Raw genomic sequence first — 23,089 nt, forward strand, 5'->3', positions numbered from 1 at the left:
AGTCCAAACCATGACACACCAAAGCACTCCCCTTGTGGAATTGAAAAACATCTCGATCTCCTTCGGCGGCATCCACGCCGTCGACAACGCCTCGGTCGACCTCTACCCCGGCGAAGTCGTTGCCCTCCTCGGCCATAACGGCGCCGGCAAGTCGACGCTGATCAAGATTCTTTCCGGTGCCTACAGGCGCGACGGCGGCGACATCCTGATCAACGGGGAACCCGCCGACATCCGCAACCCGCGCGATGCGAAGAAATACGGCATCGAGACGATCTACCAGACGCTCGCCGTCGCCGATAACGTCGATGCTGCCGCAAACCTCTATCTCGGCCGCGAGATCCGAACGAAGTGGGGCACGCTCGACGACGTCGCCATGGAGGCCTCTGCCCGCGAGGTTATGGGACGCCTCAACCCGAACTTCAAGCGCTTCAAGGAGCCGGTAAAGGCGCTTTCGGGAGGCCAACGGCAGTCGGTGGCGATCGCCCGCGCGATCCTCTTCAACGCCCGCATCCTGATTATGGACGAGCCGACGGCAGCCCTTGGTCCCCAGGAAACGGCGCAGGTCGGCGAGCTCATCAAGCAGTTGAAGAAGGAAGGCATCGGCATCTTCCTCATCAGCCACGACATCCATGACGTCTTCGATCTCGCCGACCGCGTCTCGGTGATGAAGAATGGCCAGGTCGTCGGCCACGCCCGCACCGAAGACGTGACCAAGGACGAGGTGCTCGGCATGATCATCCTTGGTAAGGTGCCGCCAAAGGCGATCCCCGGCCCCGGCGCCATGCAGGTCTGAACGAATAGACACGTGAACACCAAAGTCCGCCGCTCGCAAGAACGGCGGACTTTTCAATTTTGGAGATTGAAGCGCAGGGCAAGCTAGGCTAAGAACCTGCCATCGGACAGGCGATTCAAACCGCCTCAGGCATGCACCCGTAGCTCAGCTGGATAGAGTGTTGGATTCCGATTCCAAAGGTCACAGGTTCGAATCCTGTCGGGTGCGCCAAATTTCTGTTGTCCCACCCGGAGACATCGGTAACAAAACGTACCTAACACATGGGTGACAACCTCGTGCCGAACGGGTTGTCGATGGTTTGCAAGGTCCTCTCGGGTACCATCAACGACGGCGAACTTCATTCTCGTCTCCAATAGCCATAGCTACGCCGATCACGGCGGGTGCATGTTTCACAAGGGAAAGTGGCGGGCGGCTTGAATACCGCTTGGAGCTTCTTCGGGCAGTTTCGACTGCCTCATCTTCTTATCCGTCTGGTCCGCCTGACGAATACCCGGACGGTAGCCGGGACATTGTACAAAATCAATTGCTGGCGACGCTCCATCCACAGAGACCAAAAAAGGGCGTGTCCATGGCAGCAATGCGCCGCCACAAGCGGCCATTGCGGCTTTCGCAGAACTCCGTACTATGTGCTGTCGCAACAGTTAGGAAAACACAATTGCCCTAGCCTTGAGCTAGAGCCTCAACGGTTTAATGTCCTTTATCACATATGGGGGGTGCTCGTGCAGGCAACGATCCAGCTCGTCAGAGATCCGGGTTCACATGAACGGTCCGCCATTGCCGCGTCGCTGATCGAGTTCAACGCGTCTCGTATCGGGCATCCGACCGAAGATAAACTGCTGGTCTTAACTGTCACTGAGCCCAAAACGGGAAATATCAAAGGTGGGCTTTGGGGTAGCACGATTCATGACCACCTGCATGTCGATCTACTGGTAGTGCCGGAAGCGCTTCGCCATGGTGGTATTGGCCGTCGTCTCATGGCGCTCGCTGAGCAAGAGGCGATAGATCGCGGCTGCCGAGGCGCGTGGCTCACAACCCATAGCTTCCAGGCGCGCGGGTTTTACGAACGGCTTGGGTATGAGGCCTTCGGGATCATGGATGATTTTCCACCGGGACACAGCTTTATCTTTCTGCGGAAGCGATTTGAGACGCCCGGAGACTTAGCGTTATGAAACTGCCGTCATCGCCGCGTAGCACGCACGTGCGATTGTTGAGAATTCCTGTCGCATATTGCCGATGATCGGCCATGCCAAGAGTTTCTGCGTCACCAACATGAAGCTAAGATCCGACGATCTCGAATCCTGCGGGATTACGGAGAGGCTGTTGGAGCAACTGCGTCCGTTGGTCAGTCCGCTGCCCGTATGCGTGTTACGGCAAGGGCGCCGTGGTCCTTTCCGCTGAAAATGGCGGAAGCCAGCGTGCAGTCCGCTTCAGCCGAAAAGCTATTTCACCCTAGGATCGACGAGGACGAAATCTCCGGCGACAGGTTTCCGGGCCCCCTCGCCTGCACCTCCGCCGGCGAAACGGACCAGATTTCCTGCAATGGAGACGGAGTGATGCTATCCTATGTTAGCTCCAACGGGGAGTACATCCTGACGATGTTCGGTAAGGGGCCGGTAGTGTTGGAGACTGGGCAATATTCATGGCTGGCGAATGGTTGTGTGCGTCAAGTTCTGCAAAATTGGCGGTCATGAAGCTGGTCATGCGGCTGCTTTGAGCATGATCTTCTTGTGTTCTTTCAGATCCTCCATGTTGATGTAGCGGTTGGCTTCGAGCCACTTCTCGTGCGTTTCGACGGCAAGCGCCCGTACCAGACGCAGGCAACTGGCCGCATCACCTTCAACACCATCAACAAGGCCACGGGCAATCGCGTCAACCGTGTCTTCATCGATAGCGACAGAGGATCCGGTGCCGAAGGAGAAGCAAACCAAAGGGTTCGGGATCGAGAACGGCCAGTACATCATAATTGACCCCGAGGAAGTCGCGGCGACGATCCCCGAGAGCAACAAGACGCTCGAGATCGAGGCCTTCATCCCCTGCTCCGATGTCGACGACGTCTACTTCGACAAGCCCTACTACCTCACGCCGGATAAGATGGGCGGCGACGCCTTCGTTGCCCTGCGCGATGGCATGAAGAAGTCGAATGTCGCGGCCATCGCCCGCACCGTTCTCTTCCGCCGCATGCGCACCGCCCTGATACGCCCGCACGGCAAAGGCCTCATCGCGACGACCATGAACTACGATTACGAGGTTCGCTCGTCGAAGAAGGCTTTCGAGGAAATGCCGAAGCTGAAGATCGAGGGTGAGATGCTCGATCTCGCCAAGCACATCATCGCGACGAAGAAGGGCGAGTTTGATCCGGCGACGTTCGATGACCGCTATGAAGCCGCCCTCGCCGATCTCGTGAAGGCGAAGATGGAGGGTAAGGTGCTGCCGACGTCGATGTCGACGTCTTCCGCCAGCAGATCGCCGACATGGGCAAGCAGCATCCGCAGTTCACACTGTTCGTGTCCCGCGACGACAAGGCGCTGGCGTTTTCGCGCCGGGTCTGGGGCGACGTCTTCCGGCTCGGCGCCATCGATCCTGCGCAGGCTCCGTACAAGAAGGAACTCGAAGACAACGAGATCATGGTGATCGATCTCACTAAGATCAAATCCGGCGACAGCATGAACCATGGCAAGTTCGCTGAGTCTCCCCAGATCGTCCAGCTCATAGGCCAGCGTATTTCGGAGGGGCCGACCCTGACGGACAGTCACGTCGGACTTGGCGACCAGATTCTGGTGGCGACCACCGGGGCGGCGACCACGGCAGGCAAGGTCGCTGGACTGGTTCTAGCCGCGCCCGTTGCCGTGGTCGATCAGGACACACGTGACAACTATGCCAGCCACGTCGGCAGTGTGGCGGGCACGGGTGGCGCGCGGCCGGCCGCAGTAACGGTCAAGCACTGCGAGGAAGGACGACCGACGCCGAACTGCAAACGGTAGTATTCGAGGCTTCCAGCCTCGGCGGCCGGTCAGTGATATACTTTGATTCGCCAATACCAACGTGACTGCAATACAAGGGGACTTTCATGAGGGTAATTCTGGTACAGGCTGCGGTTCTTTGTGCAAGCCTTGCGGCCGCTTCGTCTGGACGGACCGCGGACATCGCGCCGGGCATTCCGGAAGCCAAGGTGGTCGAAAGCGAAAGCGGCTGGTCGTACACCGCGGCTCCCTACTTCTGGGCTGCAGGGTTGTCGGGAGACATGGCGCAATCGGTCTGCCCGAAGTCCATATCGACGCCAGCTTCGGCGACATATTGGAGAACCTCGACTTCGCCTTCATGGCGGCAGGCGAAGCCCGGCACGACCGCTTCAGTATCTTCGGCGACATCATGTACACCAAGCTCGGAGCGGACGCGAACACGAGAAACGGCATCCTCGCAGACAGCGTGGACGTGACCTCGAAGACCTTTGCCGGACTGCTCGGGGCCGGATATTCCGTGCTCGAGAACCAGTCGGGTCATCTCGACATCGTCGGCGGCGTCCGCGTCTGGTCGGTCGATACGACGATCGGATTCAACGGCGGCATCCTGGGCGGCCGTGAAGCGGACGATGGCGCGACCTGGGTCGACGCCCTCGCGGGTGTCAGGGGGAACTACTTCTTCACGCCTGAAATCTACGTCACCGGCTGGGGTCTTGTCGGCGGCGGCGGCGCGGATATCGACTGGGATGTCTCACTGGCGCTCGGCTACAAGTTCACCGACACGATCTCTGCGGTCGCCGGCTACCGGGCGGTGGGCGTGAACTATAACCACGATGGCTTTGTATTCGACGTCGTCGAGCAGGGTCCGATCATCGGCGTCGCGTTTCACTTCTAGGCGACGGCTCGTGAAAATTCGATCGTGGTTCAATGGAGAAGCATGCCGGCAGGCAGATCGGGAACTTCAACGGCAAGGAAGGAAGCTATGAGGGCAAGATCACCGATCCAGACGCGAACAAGACCTACGACGGCTCCCTGTGTCCTCAAGGTCGTGTGTGAATCGCAGACCTGGCCCGCCTTTGACGGCGTCATAAAATCAACTGCGGAGATGTCGAGATGGGCTCGATTTTAATCGGCGGGGCCGTGTTCGTGTGCCTTGTCGGGGCGGCGCTGCTGGGTATGTTTCTTCGCGAACGCATACCGAGTCATCATCTCGATTCCGACTCCAAGGACGTGATTCGGCTGGCGACGGCTATCGTCGGAACGCTGTCGGCGCTCGCCCTCGGTCTTCTCATCGCGTCGGCGAAGAACGACTACGACACCACGGACGCCGAACTTCGAAGTTCGGTCGCGCAAGTGTTACTGCTTGACCGCGTCATGGCTCAGTACGGCACCGAGGCCGCGATGGCTCGCGCCCGATTACGCGATCTCATCGAGGCCAGACTGAGGCATGGGTGGGGCGATGCAAACCCGGACGACCCCGTCGTCGATCCCTACGACGTGTCGCAGACCATCGAGCCCATACAGGCCGAACTTCGCGCGCTGGTTCCAAAGGACGACGCTCGCCGCATGATCCAGACGCGCGCCCTCGAGGTGAGTGGCAATCTTGCAGAAGCGCACTGGATGGCGGTCGAGACCGACGCCGAGGGACTGCCGACCGCGTTTCTCGTAATCCTGGTGTTCTGGCTCGCATGGCTGTTCGCGACGTTCGGACTTCAGGCTCCCGCAAATCTCACCGTGGTAAGCGTGATCCTGGTGTGCTCGTTGTCGGTGGCCGCGGCAGTTTTTCTTGTGGTCGACATGGCCCACCCGTACATCGGGGTTATCCACGTCTCAGAAGCGCCGTTGAGGTCCGCCCTCGCCCATATCGGAAATCGGTAGCGTGGCTTGTCGGGGTCGCTTGAGCCCCAGTTTCTGGCCGGCCAGCACGGTCGAGATGTTGATCTTCTTGGGGCAATCGAGAACGTCCAGCCATCCGGAGCCTCGGCAGGCTGCGGGTCCTGGGTCAGGAGAGGCGATAAGTCGGCCGCCTAGGCACCGCCGCAAATCATGGCGGCGAAAGCCGCGGAGAGCCCGAGTTTCAAAAAGTTTGTCATCGTCCTATCCCTTCTGTCGGAAGGCACCGCTGCCCCATTTGCTTCCTAAGTTCTGCGCCGCGCGGCATGCCGGATCCCTTCTCGCTGTCTGCTTCGATGTGCATTCGTTTACCGCAATCTTCTGCTTTCCGCCGATGTGTCCAGCCATCCCGCTTACGTGGTGCGCGTAGTTGTCTCCTCTTGACGCCTGAGTCGTGGACTATCTGTGCGAAGCGAGACGGAGTCCTCGAACCGGTTGTTGAACCCAGGATGAACACAAGGACGCTGCGGTCAGGGCTCTTCTTGACGGCGACGTTGAGCCAAGTCTTTGCTGCGTCTTTGGTCAGCTCGTCCGCCTTCAAAGTCGCGAAGTCGGTCGCCGGATTGGGGGGAACCTTTTTGGCCAGGCGACTTCGCCGACCTTGCGAACAGGCGGGATCGACACCGTGATATCCGCGAAGGCTGGCGCGCGCTCGCCCGTGAACATCTCTCCGGCATGCTCCGAGCGGCCACGCGTGGTCGTGATTAGCATGCTGACCCGGCTCGAACCGGGCGACGCGTCGGCAACGGGCGTCAAAACGCCTTTTGGATGCCCACCACATCCCGCAGGGATGATGAGCGCAACGCAAAGCGACAGCCGCCGAAGACGACGAAGAGACGATGACGAGGTGACGCGGATGCCATCACTGAGTAGACTGCTCACGCTTCCCCCCGAGCCTAAGTCATGTTCAGCGCAGCAAGCGTCCCCAAAGGTCTGCGCGTTCGCAAGGACAAATCAGCTCTCTTCAAATAGCAAGTATTGGAGCCGAAGCACAGCAATACTTGGTCGTGCGGACGCCACTAGTTGGCCAATGTATCTTTGCCATCATTTCGTACCGGTTACTTCCCGCAATTGTCTGACCAGCTCTGCAATCTGTGGATCGTCCGGCCGCAGGCGGGCCAGCGTCTCGGCATATTCCAGCGTCTCCGGGAAACGTCGGAGCTTCAGTCCATACTTGACTGCAGTTCCGAGCAGATCGGCGTCGAGTTCTCCACCCGCAACTGCGCGACCGAGCAGGTAGAATGCTTCCTCCGTCCGGCCGAGCGAGTCGAGTGCGATGGCAAGCGTCGTCTTGTAGCGGGCATTTACCGGATCCAGCCGTACGGCTTCATCGAGTTCCCGAATAGCCTGCGGCATTGCTTTCTTGCGAACGAGCGACAGCGCGTGTCCGTAGCGCAGATCCGCGCGATCGGGCGAGATCGCGATGGCTTCGGCGTAGGCGCGTTCCGATTTGTCGTTTTGCCCCGTGGCGCGGTAGAGTTCTGCAAGGTTGATATGCGGACCCGCAAGCGCCCGGTCCAGCACGATCGCCTTGTGGAATGCCTTTTCCGCGTCTCCGGCACGCCGCTGGGCCAACAGGAAGGTGCCGTAGTTGTTCTGGGCCTCGGCGACGTCGGCGTTGGCCTCGACATAGGCACGCAGGTCTTCGACGGCGGCGTCGAAGCTCCTTCGTTGATTGCCAAGGAGATCCAACGACGGCGTGCTGCCGAGTGCCGTCGCTGCAGCCACGCGTACAGCGCGGGTTTCATCACCAAGCAGATTGCCGATAGCCTCCAGCCTGAGTCCGGGCGGCAAGTTGCCGGCCGCCTCCGCCGCCCCCAGCCTGACCAGAGGATCGGAGTCGCCCGCGGCCGCTTTTACGTCCGCGGCGACGTCCGGTCCGCCGATGCGGCTCATCTGCGCGATCGCGCTGCCTCTGACGATGCCGGCCTGTTCTTTGTCCACGACAAGCTTGTGCAGAGCCTCGATCGAATCCGGATCGCTTCTTGCGGCCCCGGCGAAAGCGTGCGCGATCGTCGGGCGCGCGCGCCAAGCGGTGCCGTACCAATTGTCCATGTTCTCCGCCGCCCACGCATTGGTTTTGCCCTCGTGACACGTCGTACAGGCGTTCGGCGTCCCGTAAGCGGCGGAGAGATCGGGGCGCGGGATCACGAAGGAGTGGTCGCGCCGCGGATCGACCTTCATATAGGTGCGCTCCGGCATGTGACAGTTAGCGCACTGCGCGCCGCTCGAACCGACCGGATGGTGGGTATGGGCCGGGGTGTCGAACACGCCGCTCGGGTCATTCTTGGTGAACCGCTCCGGCGCGGTTTCCGTATGGCATTGCGTGCACAAGGCGTTGCCATCCGCCTTCAACGTTGCCGCGTGCGGACTGTGGCAGTCGAGGCAGGTGACGCCCGCTCTTGCCATCTTGCTCTGCTGGAAGGAGCCATACTCAAACACCTCGTCGAGAATCTGTCCGTCAGGAAAATAGAGGTCCGGACGGAGCAACGCCGGCGAAAAATAACCAAGAAAAGACTTCCCGGCAGCATAGCCGTCACCAAGCTTGATCCGCCTCGAGTGGCAACCGAAGCAGGTATTCACGTCGACCTGCGATAGCCCCTGGCCTGAAGCGACGGGCATGGAAGCACCTTTCGATCTTGCCTCGGCCCATTCGACATGCTTGGCACCGCCCCCGTGACAGGATTGGCAGCCGATGCTGGTCGCGACATAGGTCGACTTATAGTCGTTCGTCTGGGACTGGAAGTTGCGACGGGGATCGGTCGAATGACAGTCGATGCAGGTGCGGTTCCACCGGTAGAACGGACCTGTCCAATGATATGTCAAGCCCGGTTTTGGCGGCGTGCCTTCGCCAAGCCAGAACCATTCCTGCTTGCTGGTATCCCAGGCAATGTCGAGAGCCTGCAGCCTGCCGCCGCCCAGATCGACCAGATACTGCTGCAGAGGCGCATAGGCGAAGGTGTATTTGACCTCGAATTCCTCCTGCTTGCCATCCGGCCCTTCGGTCCGGACGAAGAAGCGGCCGCTGCGGCGAGAAAAGCTCGTGACGATACCGTCGTGATCGAACCGGACATTGTTGAAATTGCCCCGCACCGTCCTGTCATTGGCGAGTGCCATCGCCTTGGCGTGGTGCGACTTGGCGAAGGCGGCGGCCTGATCGCCATGACAGGATGCACACGTCTTTTCGTCCACGAATCCGTCGTGGATGGAGATCCGAGGATCCGCGGTGGACGCCGGAGCCACCTCCTCCGCAAGGGTCTGTCCGGCGAACGCAAGCAGGCACAGCAAAAGAGCTGCGTGAAAAATTGAAGTGCGCCCGATGCGAAAAAGCAATCGGGCCTTCCGCCGTCCGAGCGGAACTCGCGCATCGGGCTTCAACGCGCGACTAAAGACGTCGGGCGAAGAATTGGCCGACAAACGCGCCATTTTCATCAAACCTACCGTCACCAAAACTCCCATCGTGGAAGGCATCCCACAAAGACCCCCGCTGAAAACAGCGCATCCGTAGTCCTACTTCTCCCGGAAAATCTGCTTCCAGTCGGCCTTCATGTCGACCACGGTCCAACCGGCGATCGCTGCCGCATCAAGCGCCTTGTCAAGGCGGCCGAATTCAGTGTCACGGTCGTAGGCATATTCGCGTTCCGCATCGGTGTGATGAATGATCATGCCGAAACGCGCGGGCGCACCGCCCATCGTCGTCCATTGCAGCATTTCAAGGTCACCGTCGGAGTTGCCGAAGGCGGCAACCGGCCGGCGGCCGATATGTGCGTTGATCCCAACCGGCTTGCCTGCCTTGTCGTCGATGAAGTTGACTTGCGACAGGCGGTATAAGGTCGGCGTGTCGTCACGCATCCTGAACTCGGTCTTGATAGACGAGCCGATGACCTGCTCGGGCGGGACGCCGTAGACTTGCTCGGCCCACGGCCGCATGAACTCGACACCGCCACCCGAAACGATGAAGGTCTTGAAGCCGTTGGCACGCAGATAGGCGAGCAGTTCGATCATCGGCTGATAAACGAGTTCGGTGTAGGGGCGCTTGAACTTCGGATCGCGCGCACCCGAAAGCCAATCGGTAACGACCTTCTTAAAGTCGTCGCTGGTCATTCCCGCGTGGGTCGTCATGATGAGATCCACGAGGCCCTTTTCGCCGGATGCGGCAAGCGTCTTCATGTCGCCTTCGAGCACCGCCTTGAACGGCTGCGTGTCCTTCCATTCCGGATGTGCCGGTGCAAGTACCTTCACGCGGTCGAGCGCAAAGGCGAGCTGCGTGTACATCGGATGCTCGGCCCAAAGCGTGCCGTCGTTGTCGAACACGGCAATGCGCTCCTGTTCCGGGACAAACTCGGGCGACCCCTCCTTTGTCACCTTCTCGACGAAGGCGACGATCGCCGCTTTCGGGGCGGTGTTGTTCCAGGAGGGAAGAGGGTCGGTCTGGGCGATAGCGAGGGGAGCGACGAGCAGAGCCGCGGCGGCAGCCAATATGACGCGACGGGTCAGTTCGGGGAGATCATACTTCGCGAGCATGGGAGCCTCCGTATTGTTATGTTGGCGGCCGACCGCAAAGAGCGATCAGCCGCGCCGATTGACGCCGTGCTACTGACTTGCGCGTTGTTTAACCGCTGCCTCGATTTGCGCCTTCACAGCGTCGAGGTTGAAGCTTGCGCCCTTCTGAAGCGGTGGATACTCGATTGCGGTTTGGGCGAGGGCAGCTACCTGCTGTTGGACGAACACGAAGCGCCAGAACTCGTAGACGAACCAGCCCATGAAATTTCCCTGCGCGCCATCCAAAGTCCCGTTTTCAGGATCGCCAAAGCGCTCGAACGGGTCCAGGCGCAGGTTTGTCAGGGTGGGCGCGTTGAGCTGATTCTTGACGCCGATCCAACCGTGGGGCTGGTCAATGAAGCGGTACTTGTAGTCGCCTATGCGCACCGCTCCGAGAGTGCTTTCGCCGAAATAGAACACCTCCTGCCGGGCAGAGGGGCCTTTGCCGGTGACCAGATCCATCTGATTGTAACTATCGAGATGGTTCTTGTAGGTTTTGTCGCCGACGGTTTTGCCCTTCAGCAGTTCCTCCTTGATATTCGGGTTGCCGGCAGCGGCAACGAAAGTGGGGAACCAGTCGAGACCGGAGACGATGCCATTTTCGACCTTGCCCGCAGGCACTTTGCCCGGCCAGCGTATCATCGCGGGGGCGCGGAAGCCGCCTTCATAGACGGTGCCTTTTTGCCCCTTGAACGGGGTGTTGCCGCCGTCCGGCCAGGTGAAGGTCTCAGTGCCGTTGTCGGTCGTGAACACGACGATCGTGTTGTCGTCCACGCCCATGTCCTTCAACTTCTGCATGGTCGCGCCGACGATGTCATCGAGTTGGGCCATGCCCGCTTCCTGAAGCGACCATCCGTTCTTCGAATTGCGCAAAGCTTCGTATTTGGGTGACAGATGCGTCACGATATGCATGCGTGTGGGATTGAGCCACAGGAAGAACGGCTTGTTGTCCGCCTTCGCCTTGTCGAGCCACTTGAAGGCGACGTCGCGGATTTCTTCATCCACGGTCTCCATCCGATCCGGATAAAGAGTGCCGGCGTCTTCGATCCTCTGCTTGCCGACCTTGCCCCAGCGCGGGTCTACCGTTGCATCGTCGGTTTCGGTCGCAAAGCTGTGAACCATGTTGCGGGGGCCGACCTTGTCCAGCAGCTCCTGTGGATAGCCGGGGTGCGACGGGTCCTCCATGGCGTCGAGGTGATAGAGATAGCCGAAGAACTCGTCGAAGCCGTGGACCGTGGGCAAGTACTCGTTGCGGTCGCCGAGATGGTTCTTTCCGAACTGCCCCGTGGCATAGCCCAAGTCCTTGAGCGCCGTCGCGATGGTCATCGCTTCTGCAGGCATGCCGACAGTGGCGCCGGCTTGGCCTACGGTGGTCAGGCCAGTGCGAATTGGAAGTTGGCCCATAACAAAGGCCGCGCGACCAGCCGTGCAGCTCGCCTCGGCGTAGTAGTCTGTGAACAGCATGCCCTCGGCGGCGATCTTGTCGAGGTTCGGCGTGCTCCCCGCCATCATGCCGCGGTGATAGGCGCCGATGTTCCAGATGCCGACGTCGTCTGCCATAATGACGACGATGTTGGGTTTTTCCTGATCTTGCGCTGCTGCTGGCGCAATTGCTGCTATCGCAACAAAAGCGGAAGTCAGCAGACTACGCCAGCCGTTTTTAAATCTATACATTGTTGAATTCCTCCCAACAGCTCGAGGCGTGCCGGTGGCCCGCATCATTGAAATTGCCCAACTGACACGCCGCCCAATTTCGCACTGAGCCGTCAGCAACTGGGTCCTTTGGACTGTAGAGTCAGGCGGCCCAGGCTGATCCCAGGCCGCCAAAGGCATCTAATTTCCGGTCGGAGCCGAAATGTTGACACCCTCCTTCTCGAGCTGCTCCCGAACCGACTGCAGCATCTGGTATTTGGAGAGTTCGAGCGGACCGTCGTAGCCCATGCTCTGCAGCTTGCGCGGCGGATACTGGACATAGGTCTTCATGAGATCCTTGATCGCTGCGGAGATGGAGACCAGGGTCCAGGTATGCTCGGTATAGTTATTCATGAATACGTCGTAGCGCTCCTGCGGGTCCTGCAACAGATCGAACACCTGCGGTACGATGGCGACGTAGGACTGGGCGCCCTTCCAGCCCATGTTCGTATCGACGGCGAGGCCGCCGGTCGCCTGCCCGTTATCGCCACGAAGGTTGAACACGGCCTTGTAGTGGCCAACGCGCGCGGCACCCGGCGTCAATTCGTTCTCGGTGAAGTAGAACCACTCCTTGCGCGCCGACTTGCCGTTGCCGAGCAGGATCGGTGTCATGTCGTAGCTGTCGAAGACGATGGGCTTGTCTTCGCGGTCCTTGTCGGGCAGCGGGATGCCGCCGGTTGCCGCAAAGGTCGCCATCAGATCGAGACCGCCGACGATGTCGTGGTTCTTGACGTCAGGCTTGATCTTACCGGGCCAAACGGCGATCGCGGGAACGCGATTGCCGCCCTCGCGCACCGTGCCCTTGGTGCCGCGGAACGGCGTGTACCCGGCATCCGGATAGACGTCCTGCCAGGCGCCGTTGTCGGTCGTGTAGAAAACCAGCGTGTTCCTGTCCATGCCGGTTTCACGCAGCTTGTCCATGATCCTGCCGATACGCGTGTCGAGTTCCACGACCGAGTCCGCATACTTGCTCTTCGAGATGGATTTGTGCTGGAACTCCGGGGCCGGAAGGTTCGGCTGGTGCACCTTCATGAAGTTGACGTTGATGAAGAATGGTTGATCCGGCTTGCTGGCGGCTGCATCGAGGAATTCAATCGCCGCCTTCTCGACATAACCATCGAAGTACGGGATGCCTACGACACCCGGCTTGCCGTCGATCACGGGTGTGTCGACGTACTGTCCGTTGATCTTGAAGTCTTCCTTAACCTCGCCGCCGGCCCTGCCGGACAGTGAGCCTTTCGTCACCTTCTGGAACAGGGCCCGTGTTTCCGGATCCATGTCGGGGAACCAGGTGGGATCGGCGTAGGTGTAGGCGTTCAGATGATAAAGGCCGACATATTTCATTTCGTCATAGCCCTGCGCAATCGGCAGCGCGTAGTCTGCCTCGCCAAGGTGCCACTTGCCCGTGAAATAGGTCTGGTAGCCGCCTCGCTTCAACACCGACGCCAGCGTCCATTCGGCTGCAGGCAGGCCGCCACCCTGGCCCTGGAAGGCAACCGTCGTCATGCCGCTGCGGTTTGGAATACGTCCGGTCTGCATCGCGGCGCGGCCAGGCGTGCAACTCGGCTGGGCGTAGAAGGAAAAGAAGGTCATGCCTTCGTCCGCCAGCTTGTCGATGTTCGGCGTCGGCATGCCGCGGCCCTCGCCGCCGCCATAGGGCCCGAGATCGCCGTAGCCCGTGTCGTCCGAAACGATGAACAGAATGTTGGGCTTTGCCGGCGCTTCCTGAGCCTGCAGAGGCGATGCTGTAGACCAAAGAACGGTTGAAGCAACTACCGCTCCAATTCCGTAGATTATCCTGAGCTTCATATTGAGTTCCTCCCGTGTGATTTCCGGCCGATCGATGCTTCATCCAAACGCACGACGGCAACCGAGCGCCGCCGGTCGCGCATTCACTCTGAATTCAATCGAAACAACTGGAGCAATTTCAATTTGCGGACGCCCTTCAGTCGGGAATGGCATCCAGCCTGAGCATCCGTTGTAGATCGCCGAGGACACTCATGGCTCGCACCTTACCGAACGGCAATCCGCGCCGATATTGTACCTTCGGGCAACCATGGATTTTTATAAGCCTCTTGAAATATATTTAAGCGGTTGCAAGGTCGATGCGACTTGGCTTAACTGCTATTTGTCGATTAGCTTTTTCTGGGGGAAGGCTATGGGCTTGGGGCGCAAGTGGGCGTTTCGATCGGACCGGCTCGGTCGGTGTACGGCCCTCTGTTGCTTTTTCCTCGTAATGGTCGCTTCGATGCCATCCGTGCCCATGGAGATCGTGGGCCGGGTTCCCCGTGTTCTAATTCTCTACCCATACGATGAACGAATAGCAGCGACCACCGCCGCCGGAGAGGCCGTGAGAAAGCGGCTGCTGGATGCCACCCAGGGAAAGATCGATCTTTTCTCCGAATTTCTCGACCTTTCGAGATTTCCGGAAAACGCCCATGTTGATCGTATGGCTCGATATCTTTCCGCCAAATACGCTGATCGTCGTCCAGATGTGGTCGTTGCGCTCGGCGAGCAGTCGGCAAGATTCATAGTAGCAAACCGCAAGCAGCTTGCCGAGAATGCAAAAATAATTCACGCAGGCTTCAGTAGCTCCACCGCCGAAAAAATAGACTTGCCCAGCGATGTGATCGGTGCCTTCACCGAGTTTGATATCGTGAAGACTGCGGAGATGGCGCGCGGACTCCAGCCCGAGGCACGTTACCTCTTCGTAGTCGGAGGATCATCAGAATTCGATCGGTGGTGGCTCGCCAAGGCGCGGGCCGATCTTGCGGCATTCTCCAAGGACTACGAAACGACCTATCTGGAAGACTTGACGATCGACGAGTTCGTCAAGCGGGCCGCCGAGTTTCCCCGTGATAGCATCGTTATAGCGCTGACGATTTTCAAAGATAGTGCCGGCCGCAATTTCATTCCGCGTGAAGCGATCAGACAAATATCGCGGACTGCCAGCGCTCCGATATACGGTCCGTATCCCACCTACGTCGATTACGGCGTTGTCGGTGGCAACGTTGTAACGTTCGAGTCGTTGGGCATGACCGTGGCGGACCTGGCACTCGATGCTCTCGCCGGCAAGCCGATCTCCAACCTCGAGTCTCCCCAAACCTATATCGCAGACGCGAGGCAACTACAGCGCTGGGGGCTTCCGGAGAAGAACCTTCCTCCAGGCACAGTCCAGATGTTCAGGGAACCGACCTTCTGGGAACAGTACTGGTTTGCTGTGGTTGCGGCACTTGCCGTCATCACGACACAGGGGATCGTCATCACCGGTCTGCTTATCGAACGCCGACGCCGCCGAAAGGCGGAGATAGAATCGCGCCGTCGTCTCCTCGAAGTGGTTCATCTCAATCAGTCCGCGACAGCCGGCGCGTTGTCGGCTTCGATCGCGCACGAACTCAACCAGCCGCTGGGTGCTATCCGCAGCAACGCGGAAGCGGCTGCGATCATTCTTCGATCCGAGAGGCCCGATCTCAAGCTGATCGAGCAGATCCTGATAGACATTCAAGACGACGATCAACGTGCTGGCGATATCATTTCCCGGATGAGAGGCCTGCTTAAGAAGAGAAGCGAGATCGACTGGCAGGAGTTCGACCTCAATGAAGTGACGACCAGTGCAATACTGATCCTCCACGGCGAGGCGGAGCGGAAGGGTGTTGTTGTCAGTTCCAACCGGCCCCCACGGGCGCTTCCGGTCCGAGCCGACAAGATCCATGTCCAGCAGGTTATTCTCAACCTCGCGACCAATGCCATGGACGCGATGCTGGAGATGGTAGCGACTGAAAGAAGGCTCGTGCTTGAGACAACGCTGACGAGGGAATCCCAGGTCGAGCTGTCAATTTCCGATACGGGCCGCGGAATCCCTGACGAACAGCTCGCCAGTGTTTTCGAGCCGTTCTACACTACAAAGCCCACCGGGACAGGCCTTGGCCTTTCCATCGCGCGGGCAATAATCGAAACTTATGGCGGCAAGATCTGGGCCGACAACCGACCCGAGGGCGGAGCTGTTTTTCGTGTTGTGCTGCCTCTTGCACGAAGCGGGTAAATCCATGGAACCCGTCGTTCACATCGTCGATGACGACCAATCTTTCCGGACAGCAGTCGGAAGGCTGCTGTCGACGTCAGGTTTCCGCGTGGCTCTCTATGAATCAGGCGAGCAGTTTCTCGCGCAGTTGCATGCCACCGAGCCGGGCTGCGTCCTCCTCGACCTAGAACTGCCCGGGTTGAGCGGTCGGGAACTGCAGGACCGCCTTTTGGAGAAAGCGCCCCTGCTGCCGATCGTGTATCTCACAGGCCAAGGCGACATAAGGGCTAGTGTCAGTGCAATGAAGGCCGGCGCGGAAGATTTTCTGGAGAAGCCGGCGTCCGGCAATATTTTGCTGGAGGCGATCCAACGAGCGCTGGTCAAATACGAAAAGCGGCGTGAAGAGCACGATCGTATTCGCGCGCTTCAGGCTCTGGTGGCTGGATTGACCCCTCGCGAAACCGCGGTCTTCGGCCTGATCGTGCGCGGCCACCTCAACAAGCAAATCGCCTATGCCCTTGGCACGTCCGAGAGGACCGTGAAGGCCCACCGGCATAGTATCATGGAAAAACTCGGGGTGCGTTCGTTGGCCGAGGCGGTGTCCATCGCCGAGAGAACGGGCCTCCTCGATTCCGATGCGAGACCGCTGCAGCGTACGTGAGCGTGGCGTTTCCCCTTAGGACAATATCCGACGTACCGTGGAAGGCCTACAGTCACATGCACGAGCCGAACATCCTCCACACGAGCGAAAGAGAGGCACAAGTTGGAAAACCTGCGCCGCACGGTGGCGATCGTTGAGAACGATGCAAGCATGCGAAGGAGCGTCCTGCGGCTACTGAATGCCCACGGATTTCTGGTGGAGGAGTATACGTCGGCGGAATCGTTTCTCGGTCGCGATGTAGGAAGCCATGCGGAATGCCTTGTTCTGGATATCGATCTGGGCGGCATGTCCGGGATCGAGCTACAAAGCCGACTGAAGGAGTCTGGCGCCAGCCTTCCGGTGATCTTCATCACGGCTCTCGAAGACGACGCCCTGAAAGCGCAGGCGACACGAGCAGGTTGCGTCGCCTATCTGCGGAAGCCGTTTCCGGCCGCCTTGCTAATCGACGCCATCAACAGGGTGTTCAAGTCACAAGGTTCATCGGCATGACAGCGGAAGGCGTCGCTTCCGGAAGCGGAAATTATTACCGCTCGAAGCACTTGATCCTGCAGGAGGACAAGCCAGCCGCTTAGTGGAAATTTCCCGCTTTCACCTTCAGGGTATCAATGTGTAGATCCCGAATTTATCCTGAGCCCGAGACTATGCCGAGGCAGCTCCCTAAAGCCCGCGACTTCCGACAGATCCAGATTATAAGCTCGGCATATTTCCCGCTGCGCGCACGGCAGGGATGCGGAGAAAGCGGACTCCGCTTACCACATGATCGAGGACCGACCAGACAATCCTTCTGCGGATCTGAGGAGGCGAGCTGACAGGGCATGCCGAACGGATGGAACGCCCCTTTGCCAATTGGAACGACGGCACCGAAGGCGAAAAGCGCTCCGAAATACAGCCCTTAAAGCCGTAGCGCCGCGGCCTGCTCGGTTGGCTGTTCGGACGATGACGAGGCGCTGTTGCCAAGGCAAGCCATACGACCGCTCCAGCGCGACCGCGATCTTCGTGGCTTCGTGCAGGTCCGATCCCCCTCCGACAGATGCGCCATCGTCCCAGCGTCCGAGAAGAAGTTGCTCGGCCGCCATGCCCGACATCGTCATCGTGATGATGTCGAGGTAATGCTCTCTCGTGCGGCGCGCCCACACAAGGGGGCCGGTCCTGGATGTATGTTACAGTAACACACTTACCGTAGTTGGCCGGGGGGCGCACACTGCAGGCGAGCGCATGCGGGATCCCTCCCTCTTCGTTCGGAGAGCGCACAATGAATGCCGAAACCCAACGCCTCAAGGAGGCGCGAGAGGGGAAAGCCGAGTGGAAGAAATGGGGCCCCTATCTGTCCGAGCGGCAGTGGGGTACCGTTCGCGAGGACTACAGCAAGGACGGCGGCGCATGGGACTACTTCACCCATGACCAGACACGGTCGCGCGCCTATCGCTGGGGCGAGGACGGTCTGGCGGGCATCAGCGACGAGAAGCAGCGGCTCTGTTTCGCGCTGGCTCTGTGGAACGGCCGCGACCCGATCCTGAAGGAGCGCCTGTTCGGCCTCACGAACAGCGAAGGCAATCACGGCGAGGACGTTAAGGAGTACTACTTCTACCTGGATTCGACACCGACTCACTCGTACATGAAGTATCTCTACAAGTATCCTCAAGCCGCCTTCCCCTACGACGACCTAGTGAAGACAAACAGCCGGCGCGGAAAAGACGACCTCGAATACGAACTGATCGACACCGGCGTATTCGACGATGATCGCTACTTCGATGTCTTCGTCGAATATGCCAAGGCGGCGCCCGACGATGTTCTCGTCGAGATCACGGTGGCCAATCGCGGCCCGCAAGCGGCCACGCTGCACGTGCTGCCGACATTGTGGTTCAGGAACAGATGGTCATGGGGTGAAGAACGCCAGAGGCCGATCCTGGAACGTGTAAAGGGCGACGATGCTCTCAGCGTGATTGCAGCCAAGGCGCCTCCTGGAAATGCTGAAGCGGTTGAATCCGGGCGGCCGGCAGCGGTTACAACACGATATCTCTACTGCGACGGGTCGCCAGCGCTTTTGTTCACGGAGAACGAGACGAACAACGAACGTCTGTTCGGGATTCCGAGCGCCAGTCCGTTTGTCAAGGACGGGATCGACAGCTTTGTCGTGCACGGCAGCATCGACTCGGTGAACCCGAAGCAGATAGGAACCAAGGCCGCGGCGCATTACGCTGTCACCGTGGACGCCGCGCAGTCGCAGACGCTGCGGCTCCGGTTGTGCGACGTGCAGCCGCCTGCGAAGTCGAAGGATGCTCGAAGAATGTTCGGCCGTTCGTTCGACGACGTTATGCAGGCTCGCCGTCAGGAAGCCGACGCGTTCTATGCTTCCATCACGCCGACCTCGATGACCGCCGACGCCGCCAATGTCATGCGCCAGGCTCTGGCGGGCATGATGTGGGGCAAGCAGTTCTATCTCTATGACGTGAAACGATGGCTGGAGGAACATGGCACGGATCCGTTCGACCCGAGGCGCCGGATCGCACAGCGCAACGTCGGCTGGCATCACATGTACAATGCAGACATCATCTCCATGCCGGACAAGTGGGAGTATCCTTGGTACGCGGCCTGGGATCTGGCATTCCAGGTGATCGCGCTGACGATGGTCGATCCCGACTTTGGCAAGGATCAGATCGATCTGATGCTGCGCGAAGCCTACATGCATCCGAACGGACAGATTCCCGCATACGAATGGAACTTTGGCGACGTCAACCCGCCGGTCCACGCATGGGCGACCATCTTCACCTACCGTCTGGAGCAGGCAAGGTCAGGCAAAGGCGACGTCGCCTGGCTTCAGAGGTCCTTTCAGAAACTGCTTTTGAACTTCACCTGGTGGGTCAACCGCAAAGACCGATCCGGCAAGAATGTTTTCGAAGGCGGCTTCCTAGGGCTGGACAACATCGGGGTGTTCGACCGCAGCGCGCCGCTGCCAACCGGGGGCTACCTGGAGCAGGCAGACGGCACCGCATGGATGGCGCTCTACTGCCAGAACATGATGGAGATCGCGACCGAACTAGCTCTCAAAGGCGCCGGCGGCGAGGAGATGGTACTCAAATTCACGCAGCATTTCCTATGGATAGCGTCGGCGATGATCCACGCAGGCGACGAGGTCGGAATGTGGGACGAGGAGGACGGGTTCTTCTACGACGTCCTGCGCCTGCCGGATGGGCAGGCGCAGCGTCTCAAGGTCCGCTCGATGGTCGGCTTGCTTCCGCTCTGCGCCGCCACAGTTTTCGAGGGCGATCTCTATCGGAGGTATCCCGAGATCACCAAGCAGATCAGGCATTTCTTCGATGTGCGCCCGGAATTGATCGCCTTCATCCATGACCCGCGCAAGCCGGGCCACGCCGATCGCCGGCTCGCCTCGATACTGGACGGGAACAAGCTTCGTCGTGTGCTGTCGACAATGCTCGACGAGAACGAATTCCTCAGTTCCTACGGCATCAGGGCACTGTCGCGCTACCATGCGGAACACCCCTACGTCTTCCAGGTCGGCGATCAGCAGCACCGCGTAGCCTATCTCCCGGCGGAATCCGACAGTGGCATGTTTGGCGGAAACTCAAATTGGCGCGGCCCGATATGGATGCCGATGAACGGTCTGATCATCCGGGCGCTGCTGCAATACCACAGCTACTATGGCAACCATTTCACCGTTGAATGTCCCACGGGCTCTGGCCGTCACATGAACCTCTATCAGGTCGCCGAGGAACTCACCCAGCGCTTATCGGCCATCTTCCTGCGGGGGTCGGACGGGACAAGGCCTGTGTTCGGCGGAGCTGCAAAGTTCCAGGAGGATCCTTACTGGCGCGACTGTCTGCAGTTCTACGAATACTTCCACGGCGACAACGGCGCCGGCCTTGGCGCAAACCACCAGACGGGCTGGACCGGGTTCATCGCTCGGGCGATGCATCTGTTCGCCTCGGATTCGGCCGAGGAGTGGCTTGAGCGGGCCAAAAGCTCTTAGCCGCAGATGCTCGTGGCGCCGATCGAATTCACGCCGGACGGCTCGGCTCCGGCAAACGAGGAGCGGTCATCATGGAAAGTTACTACGAGAACCGGCAGTTGCCTCGACCCGTGATTCCAACACTGCCACCGGTCCATCTGTTGAAGGGGCAGACTGCCCTCGTCACCGGTGCTAATTCCGGGATCGGTCGTGGTATCGCCCTCGCCCTCGGCAAGGCCGGAGCGAACGTGGTCGTAAACTACGTCACGGCACCAGAGGACGCCGCGCGGGTCGTGGACGAGATCCAACAGGGTGGCGTACGCGCACTTGCGGTCGCGACCGACGTCTCCAATGAGACGCAGGTCGAGGCGATGTTCGCGACCGCCGTCAAGGAATTCGGCACGGTCGACGTGTTCGTCAACAACGCCGGACTTCAGCGAGACGCCCCCTTTCACGAAATGACGAGCGCCCAGTGGGACACCGTCATGAACGTCAACCTCAAGGGAGCGTTTCTATGTTCGCGCGCGGCCGTCCGGGAGTTTCTCCGACGGGGCGTACGTCCTGACGTTTCGGTTGCGGCTGGCAAGATTATCTTCATCAGCTCGGTCCATGAAGTCATCCCCTGGGCCGGGCACGTGAACTATGCGGCGTCCAAGGGCGGACTGATGCTTCTTATGAAAAGTGTTGCGCAGGAAGTCGCCGAAAAGCGCATCCGGGTGAACAGCATTGCCCCAGGTGCCATTCGCACGCCGATCAATACCAGCGCGTGGGAAACGTCGGAAGCCTACGCCGAACTGATGAAGCTCATTCCATACAAGCGCATTGGCGAAGCGGAGGAAATCGCCGAACGGCGGTGTGGCTCGCGTCGGACTTCACCGACTACATCGTCGGATCGACGATCTATGTCGACGGCGGAATGACGCTCTATCCCGGTTTCGAAACCGGGGGCTAGCACTGCTAATTGTGAGTGGTTCCGCTTTGTAATCGTCTGCCGAGGGTATGTAACGATGTTGGTGCAAATTTTCATGGCGACTGTCCTGCTGCTCGCCACGATCCTCATTCACGGCGCAGCGGTGATGATTCTCTTTCGTATGGGACGAAACGTAATCGCCCATATGCACAGATCCCGGGCATACGCCCGCTTGGGCATCAGTTGCTTTTTTGTCGTCGGCTTCGTACTGGCCCATGTGATCGAGATCATGCTGTGGGCGACGGCGTACCGTTTCGCAGGTGAATTGCAGAGTTTTGAAGAGGCCACCTATTTCTCGGCGATTACTTACGCGACGATCGGTTATGGCGATATCACCTTGTCCAGGGAATGGCGTCTTGCCAGCGCCATCGAGGGTGTGAACGGGATTTTGCTGTTCGGATGGACGACGGCCTTTCTATTCAAAGTCTCAGAATTGTTGTGGTTCTCCAAGAGCGCTCAACATCCCGATCTTCATCAAGGGTGAAGCCCATGCAGCAAATGCCCAGTGATTACGATCAGCGTCGGTACATCATCGAGACAGCTCTGGCGTTGCTGCTCGTGTCAGTCCTGGTAACCGCGACATTCTGGGTGCTGCTGCCTTTTGTCGGCGTTCTCACCTATGCGGTAATTCTTGCTACAGCCACGGCGGGGCTTTTCGACTGGTTAGTGGAGCGGTTGAACGGAAGGCGACGCCTCGCTGCGGTGATCTTCGGCACAGTCGTCGCGACCATCACCGTCGTCCCTTTGGTCTATCTCTGGTCGACCGTCGCCGATCATCTGACTGTCGCCGAAGCGTGGCTGAACGCCGCCAGCAGCCACGGAATCCCTAACCTGCCCGGATGGATCGCGGGCTTCCCGGTGCTCGGAAAGAAAGTAGCGACAGTATGGCAGGAGCTGCAGCGAGATGGTCTGGTGCTGCTGGAACGCTATCAACCCCAGCTCGCTTCCGCAGGAAAGTGGCTCCTGAATTTGGGCGCGGGTCTTGTCGTCGCTATCCTGGAGATTTTCATCGGTGTCATAGTGGCCGCCACGATACATGCCTCGCGCGCCCAGTTGCTGCGATACGTTTCCGCCATCATCGAACGCATCGTGGGCCCGAAGAGTAACGAACTGCTCGGTGCGGCCGGGAAGGCGATAAGGGGCGTTGCAATCGGTGTGATTGGAACGGCTCTGATCGAGGGAGTGCTTGCATGGATCGCCTTCGCAGTCGCTGGGGTTCCGGCTGCGATCGGTTTGGCCGCCGCGACATTCTTTTTGGCCATTATTCAATTGGGACCGCTTCCGGTTTGGCTTCCGGTGGCGATCTGGCTGGGTTCGGAAGGCGAGACGGGCTGGGCGATCTTCACGGCCGCCTGGGGTGTGATTGTGCTCATGGGAGCAGACAACATCCTAAAGCCCATGCTGATCGCACGGAGCGGCCAGCTGCCGCTGCTTGTGCTGTTCATCGGCGTGATCGGCGGATTGGCGGCCTGGGGTTTCACAGGCATGTTTATCGGCGCAACGACGCTCGCCATCCTTTGGACCGTGCTGCAGGCTTGGCTAGGCACGCGTGAAGATGGGATTGCAGACGCGTGAATCTATCTTCCAACG

The 23,089-nt window shown here is 59.5% G+C and carries 14 protein-coding genes, 1 tRNA gene and 6 pseudogenes; 15 read left to right on the forward strand and 6 right to left on the reverse strand.

Annotation, left to right across the window (positions count from 1 at the left end; genetic code table 11):
- Positions 1–10 precede the first annotated feature (10 nt).
- From A3C3_RS0123905 to A3C3_RS0123915, 3 genes are all read left to right on the forward strand, one after another.
- Positions 11–793, forward strand: a complete 783-nt coding sequence (locus A3C3_RS0123905) for an ATP-binding cassette domain-containing protein (protein WP_022717108.1) — start codon at positions 11–13, stop codon at positions 791–793.
- A gap of 133 nt (positions 794–926) precedes the next feature.
- A tRNA-Arg gene (locus tag A3C3_RS0123910) sits at positions 927–1,003 on the forward strand.
- 509 nt (positions 1,004–1,512) lie between these two features.
- Complete coding sequence (locus A3C3_RS0123915) at positions 1,513–1,962, forward strand: GNAT family N-acetyltransferase (RefSeq protein ID WP_028739942.1); 450 nt, start codon at positions 1,513–1,515, stop codon at positions 1,960–1,962.
- 528 nt (positions 1,963–2,490) lie between these two features.
- Here the strand turns inward: A3C3_RS0123915 and A3C3_RS45440 are convergent.
- Positions 2,491–2,616, reverse strand: a pseudogene (locus A3C3_RS45440) (IS256 family transposase); the annotation flags it as partial.
- Between the two features lie 3 nt (positions 2,617–2,619).
- On the opposite strand from A3C3_RS45440, the pseudogene ku reads away from it, so the two are divergent.
- The 5 genes and pseudogenes from ku to A3C3_RS0123950 all read left to right on the forward strand — a co-directional run.
- Positions 2,620–3,223: pseudogene (gene ku, locus A3C3_RS41715) on the forward strand (non-homologous end joining protein Ku); the annotation flags it as partial.
- Positions 3,220–3,774, forward strand: a pseudogene (locus A3C3_RS43925) (alpha/beta hydrolase); the annotation flags it as partial. The pseudogenes ku and A3C3_RS43925, both read left to right, overlap by 4 nt.
- Before the next feature lie 86 nt (positions 3,775–3,860).
- Positions 3,861–4,648, forward strand: a pseudogene (locus A3C3_RS41720) (hypothetical protein).
- 38 nt (positions 4,649–4,686) lie between these two features.
- Positions 4,687–4,882: pseudogene (locus A3C3_RS41725) on the forward strand (hypothetical protein); the annotation flags it as partial.
- Positions 4,867–5,631 (forward strand): bestrophin-like domain, encoded by a 765-nt coding sequence (locus A3C3_RS0123950; protein WP_022717114.1) that lies wholly within the window; start codon positions 4,867–4,869, stop codon positions 5,629–5,631. The pseudogene A3C3_RS41725 and the gene A3C3_RS0123950, both read left to right, overlap by 16 nt.
- A 397-nt stretch (positions 5,632–6,028) precedes the next feature.
- Here A3C3_RS0123950 and A3C3_RS47245 read toward each other — a convergent pair.
- The 5 genes and pseudogenes from A3C3_RS47245 to A3C3_RS0123975 all read right to left on the reverse strand — a co-directional run.
- A pseudogene (locus A3C3_RS47245) lies at positions 6,029–6,462 on the reverse strand (alpha/beta hydrolase); the annotation flags it as partial.
- Between the two features lie 228 nt (positions 6,463–6,690).
- Positions 6,691–9,078, reverse strand: coding sequence for a multiheme c-type cytochrome (locus A3C3_RS0123960; RefSeq protein ID WP_376774943.1), 2,388 nt, complete (start codon positions 9,076–9,078; stop codon positions 6,691–6,693).
- Between the two features lie 78 nt (positions 9,079–9,156).
- Positions 9,157–10,170 (reverse strand): HAD family hydrolase, encoded by a 1,014-nt coding sequence (locus A3C3_RS0123965; protein ID WP_022717117.1) that lies wholly within the window; start codon positions 10,168–10,170, stop codon positions 9,157–9,159.
- Positions 10,171–10,239: 69 nt separating this feature from the next.
- Positions 10,240–11,862, reverse strand: coding sequence for an arylsulfatase (locus tag A3C3_RS0123970; protein WP_022717118.1), 1,623 nt, complete (start codon positions 11,860–11,862; stop codon positions 10,240–10,242).
- 159 nt (positions 11,863–12,021) lie between these two features.
- Positions 12,022–13,689 (reverse strand): arylsulfatase, encoded by a 1,668-nt coding sequence (locus tag A3C3_RS0123975; protein WP_022717119.1) that lies wholly within the window; start codon positions 13,687–13,689, stop codon positions 12,022–12,024.
- A 349-nt stretch (positions 13,690–14,038) separates the two neighbouring features.
- On the opposite strand from A3C3_RS0123975, the gene A3C3_RS0123985 reads away from it, so the two are divergent.
- The 7 genes from A3C3_RS0123985 to A3C3_RS0124015 all read left to right on the forward strand — a co-directional run bounded on the left by A3C3_RS0123985 (position 14,039) and on the right by A3C3_RS0124015 (position 23,074).
- Positions 14,039–15,922, forward strand: a complete 1,884-nt coding sequence (locus A3C3_RS0123985; protein ID WP_084797015.1) for a sensor histidine kinase — start codon at positions 14,039–14,041, stop codon at positions 15,920–15,922.
- 4 nt (positions 15,923–15,926) lie between these two features.
- A complete protein-coding gene (locus tag A3C3_RS0123990) occupies positions 15,927–16,562 on the forward strand; it encodes a response regulator transcription factor (protein ID WP_022717121.1) in 636 nt (211 codons plus the stop codon).
- Between the two features lie 102 nt (positions 16,563–16,664).
- Positions 16,665–17,051: a response regulator transcription factor gene (locus A3C3_RS0123995; RefSeq protein WP_022717122.1), complete on the forward strand. Its 387-nt coding sequence runs from the start codon at positions 16,665–16,667 to the stop codon at positions 17,049–17,051.
- 763 nt (positions 17,052–17,814) lie between these two features.
- A complete protein-coding gene (locus A3C3_RS0124000) occupies positions 17,815–20,550 on the forward strand; it encodes an MGH1-like glycoside hydrolase domain-containing protein (protein ID WP_028739945.1) in 2,736 nt (911 codons plus the stop codon).
- A 71-nt stretch (positions 20,551–20,621) separates the two neighbouring features.
- Positions 20,622–21,449, forward strand: coding sequence for an SDR family NAD(P)-dependent oxidoreductase (locus A3C3_RS41735; protein ID WP_312866252.1), 828 nt, complete (start codon positions 20,622–20,624; stop codon positions 21,447–21,449).
- Between the two features lie 87 nt (positions 21,450–21,536).
- Entirely contained in the window at positions 21,537–21,983 is a 447-nt protein-coding gene (locus tag A3C3_RS0124010; protein ID WP_022717124.1) for a potassium channel family protein, read from the forward strand.
- Positions 21,899–23,074, forward strand: a complete 1,176-nt coding sequence (locus tag A3C3_RS0124015; protein WP_233450615.1) for an AI-2E family transporter — start codon at positions 21,899–21,901, stop codon at positions 23,072–23,074. Before A3C3_RS0124010 ends, A3C3_RS0124015 begins: the two co-directional genes overlap by 85 nt.
- Positions 23,075–23,089 lie beyond the last annotated feature (15 nt).

The sequence above is a fragment of the Rhizobium mongolense USDA 1844 genome, from assembly GCF_000419765.1.
GTDB classification, from domain to species: domain Bacteria; phylum Pseudomonadota; class Alphaproteobacteria; order Rhizobiales; family Rhizobiaceae; genus Rhizobium; species Rhizobium mongolense.

Coding starts and splice junctions, on each gene's coding strand:
- A3C3_RS0123905 (WP_022717108.1), top strand. CDS start 11: ATGACACACCAAAGCACTCCCCTTGTGGAATTGAAAAACATCTCGATC.
- A3C3_RS0123950 (WP_022717114.1), top strand. CDS start 4,867: ATGGGCTCGATTTTAATCGGCGGGGCCGTGTTCGTGTGCCTTGTCGGG.
- A3C3_RS0123960 (WP_376774943.1), bottom strand. CDS start 9,078: ATGAAAATGGCGCGTTTGTCGGCCAATTCTTCGCCCGACGTCTTTAGT.
- A3C3_RS0123965 (WP_022717117.1), bottom strand. CDS start 10,170: ATGCTCGCGAAGTATGATCTCCCCGAACTGACCCGTCGCGTCATATTG.
- A3C3_RS0123970 (WP_022717118.1), bottom strand. CDS start 11,862: ATGTATAGATTTAAAAACGGCTGGCGTAGTCTGCTGACTTCCGCTTTT.
- A3C3_RS0123975 (WP_022717119.1), bottom strand. CDS start 13,689: ATGAAGCTCAGGATAATCTACGGAATTGGAGCGGTAGTTGCTTCAACC.
- A3C3_RS0123985 (WP_084797015.1), top strand. CDS start 14,039: ATGGGCTTGGGGCGCAAGTGGGCGTTTCGATCGGACCGGCTCGGTCGG.
- A3C3_RS0123990 (WP_022717121.1), top strand. CDS start 15,927: ATGGAACCCGTCGTTCACATCGTCGATGACGACCAATCTTTCCGGACA.
- A3C3_RS0124000 (WP_028739945.1), top strand. CDS start 17,815: ATGAATGCCGAAACCCAACGCCTCAAGGAGGCGCGAGAGGGGAAAGCC.
- A3C3_RS41735 (WP_312866252.1), top strand. CDS start 20,622: ATGGAAAGTTACTACGAGAACCGGCAGTTGCCTCGACCCGTGATTCCA.
- A3C3_RS0124010 (WP_022717124.1), top strand. CDS start 21,537: ATGTTGGTGCAAATTTTCATGGCGACTGTCCTGCTGCTCGCCACGATC.
- A3C3_RS0124015 (WP_233450615.1), top strand. CDS start 21,899: ATGGACGACGGCCTTTCTATTCAAAGTCTCAGAATTGTTGTGGTTCTC.